The 2,709-nt window shown below is 67.3% G+C and carries 2 protein-coding genes and 3 pseudogenes; 4 read left to right on the plus strand and 1 reads right to left on the minus strand.

Annotated features, from left to right (window positions below):
- Positions 1 to 283: 283 nt before the first annotated feature.
- Together PHA84_RS20595 and PHA84_RS20600 are read left to right on the plus strand one after the other, a co-directional pair.
- Positions 284 to 1,062: pseudogene (locus PHA84_RS20595) on the plus strand (DDE-type integrase/transposase/recombinase); the annotation flags it as partial.
- A gap of 599 nt (positions 1,063 to 1,661) precedes the next feature.
- Positions 1,662 to 1,895, plus strand: coding sequence for a helix-turn-helix domain-containing protein (locus PHA84_RS20600; RefSeq protein WP_270890017.1), 234 nt, complete (start codon positions 1,662 to 1,664; stop codon positions 1,893 to 1,895).
- Here PHA84_RS20600 and PHA84_RS20605 read toward each other — a convergent pair.
- Positions 1,883 to 2,023 (minus strand): hypothetical protein, encoded by a 141-nt coding sequence (locus PHA84_RS20605; protein ID WP_270890018.1) that lies wholly within the window; start codon positions 2,021 to 2,023, stop codon positions 1,883 to 1,885. The genes PHA84_RS20600 and PHA84_RS20605 overlap by 13 nt on opposite strands.
- A 113-nt stretch (positions 2,024 to 2,136) precedes the next feature.
- Here PHA84_RS20605 and PHA84_RS20610 point away from each other — a divergent pair.
- A pseudogene (locus PHA84_RS20610) lies at positions 2,137 to 2,289 on the plus strand (transposase); the annotation flags it as partial.
- Between the two features lie 70 nt (positions 2,290 to 2,359).
- A pseudogene (locus tag PHA84_RS20615) lies at positions 2,360 to 2,629 on the plus strand (transposase); the annotation flags it as partial.
- Between the last annotated feature and the right edge of the window lie 80 nt (positions 2,630 to 2,709).

The following is a 2,709-nucleotide window of genomic DNA, read 5'->3' on the forward strand; positions in this document are numbered from 1 at the left end:
GCGCCCTCCTCCGGTCCCCTGCTCGAAATGCCAAGCGCCCTCGACCGGCCCCGGCTCATCGGTGGATCCAGGCTAAGTGAGTGACTAAGGATCTGTGCAGTTCCGGTTCATGCTTGACCATCGGGTTCCGGTTCCTGCCTTCCAGGTTGGGGACACGGTTCCGGTTCCTGCGCGACAGTCGTTCCGGTAGGTGCCTGACAGTCCCGCCGTTCTGAGCGGTTGCCGTGGTGGTGATGTGCGCTCTTTCGTGGCCCTTGATCGGGGTCGTGGAAGGGAGCCGGGCATGTTGCGGGAGCTGGGTGTCAGCGAGCTGCGGTATCGGGCGGTGCTGGAGGTGCTGGACGGGGCGACGGTGACCGAGGTCGCTCGCCGGTTCGGCGTGGCCCTCCGGCGGTGCATGTGTGGTTGCGCCGGTATGCCGCCGAGGGCGCGGTGGTGAACCTGGCGGACCGGTCCTCGCGGCCGCATTCGTGTCCGCATCAGATGCCGGCGGTGGTGGAGGCGCGGGTGCTGACGCTGCGGGATGCGCATCCGGGTTGGGGTCCGGACCGGATCCGGTACCAGCTGGGCCGGGAGGGAGTGGTCCCGGTGCCGGGCCGTTCGGCGGTGTACCGGGCGCTGGTACGAGGGGGTCGGATCGACCGGGCCCGGCGGCGTCGGCGGCGTAGTGACTATCGGCGGTGGGAGCGGGGCCGGCCGATGGAGCTGTGGCAGATGGACGTGGTGGGTGGGGTGCACCTGGCCGATGGGGTCGAGGTGAAGGTGGTGACCGGGATCGATGACAACTCCCGGTTCGTGGTGTGCGCGAGGGTGGTGGCCCGGGCCACGGCGCGGCCGGTGTGCCAGGCGCTGCCGGAGGCGCTGTCCCGGCACGGGGTCCCGGAGCAGATCTTGACCGACAACGGGAAGGTCTTCACGGGTCGTTTCGGGCCGCACCGTTCGAGCGCGGAGGTGCTGTTCGACCGGGTCTGTGTCGAGAACGGGATCCGGCACCTGCTGACCGCGCCCCGGTCGCCGACCACCACGGGGAAGGTGGAGCGGTTGCACAAGAGGACCGCCGCACTTCGTAGGGATTCGCATCATGGTCTCCAAGTCCGGTGCCACACCCCTGCGGCGCAACCTGCGCAAACCCAAGGGGGCCTGCAACGCGGGTACCGCGTTGCGCTGAAGGAGACAACCCCTACTTGCACTAGACACAAGCAACGGGCGTTCCGCGCCGGCGAAGGTGTGGATCTGATCCGCGAGTCAGTGCGGATGGTGATGCAGGAGCCGATAGAGGCCGAGGCCGCCGAGACGCCGAGAATGATCGACGCCGCCCGGTACGAGCGCATGCGACATCCCCGGCGTCAAACGCTTGCTGTGCGTCGCGCCTGGTGGCCAACCCGGGCGCTGACGCCGCGGGCTGACTGCATCGGCGGGGCTGTGCTCCGGATCCGCCCCAGGCGCCGTGCGCTGGAGCAGGACGCCGACACATCGACTGAGGCATCCCTTGGGTGCCCCAGAGCGGGGCTCACCCGCAAGTACCAGATGCGACCTCCTCCAAACGGCTGTCGACGCGGGAACGCGGGGTGGACGGGGCGTCGACACACGAAGATGGTAAAGAGTTGGTCAATGGACGTTATGGTCGCGGTCAAGGCCACGATCAGGAAGCGGGGCAAGTCGTGGAGAAGCGCTTCATTCAGCTGTCGGAGTTGTCGGAGGTCCTCGACATCTCCTCGGCCCAGGCCTATGCCTTGGTGCGGTCGGGCGAGCTGCGGGCGATCAAGGTCGGGGGCCGCGGGCAGTGGCGCGTCGAGGTGGCCGAGCTCGAGGGCTACATCCAGCGGATGTACCAGCAGACCAAGACCTTCGTCGCCGCCCATCCCTTCGGTCACGACCAGAGTCAGGCCGGGTAACCAGCCGGCCGCAGGCCCGCCTGCTGAGCGCTGACGCACCACCATTTGGGGACCACACGAAGCGCAGCGGCCACTTCGGTCAGGGCCAGGGAGTAGAACAGGTGACCCGCGCCCTTGTCCGTGGCCATGAAAGGTCCCCACTGGTGGCGACCTGCTCGTCCGGGTCGGCGCGCATCGAGCACAACACCTACCGGCCGCACTCCTCGCTGGGAGACCTCACCCTCGCCCGAGAGGTCCCAAGCTCGCCAACCGCGGCGTTCGCGACATCCTGATCGTTTGCTGCGACGGTTGACCGGGCTGCCTGAGGCGAATCGAGGCGCAGTGGCCCAAGACCGTGGTCCAAACCTGCACCGTGCACCTGATCCGGGCCTCGATGCGGTTCGTGTCCTACGGCTACTGGCGTGATCCCTATGGAGTGGTCCAGCTGATGTGAGAGTCCCACAGCCCATGATTGGGCGAGGAGGATGATCACGATGAAGCGTCACCGGCACACCCCTGAGCAGGTGGTCCGCAAGCTCGCCGAGGGCGAGCGGATCCTTAACGGCGGCGGGGATCTCGCCGGCGTGTTGCGGACCCTGGAGATCTCCGAGGCGACCTGGAACAGGTGGCGATCCCAGTACGGCGGGATGAAGGCCTCCGAAGCTAAGCGGCTCAAGGAGTTCGAGTCCGAGAATGCCCGGCTCAAGAAGCTGGTGGCCAACCAGGCCCTGGACATCGACATGCTCAAAGAGTTGGCGGAGGACGCTCCTATAGATCGTCAAGTGGTGATGAGAGCGTAGTCGGCGCGTAGTGCGGTGAACACTTCGCGGGCGAG

This window comes from Pedococcus sp. 5OH_020 (genome assembly GCF_027812955.1).
In the GTDB taxonomy this organism is placed as follows: domain Bacteria; phylum Actinomycetota; class Actinomycetes; order Actinomycetales; family Dermatophilaceae; genus Pedococcus.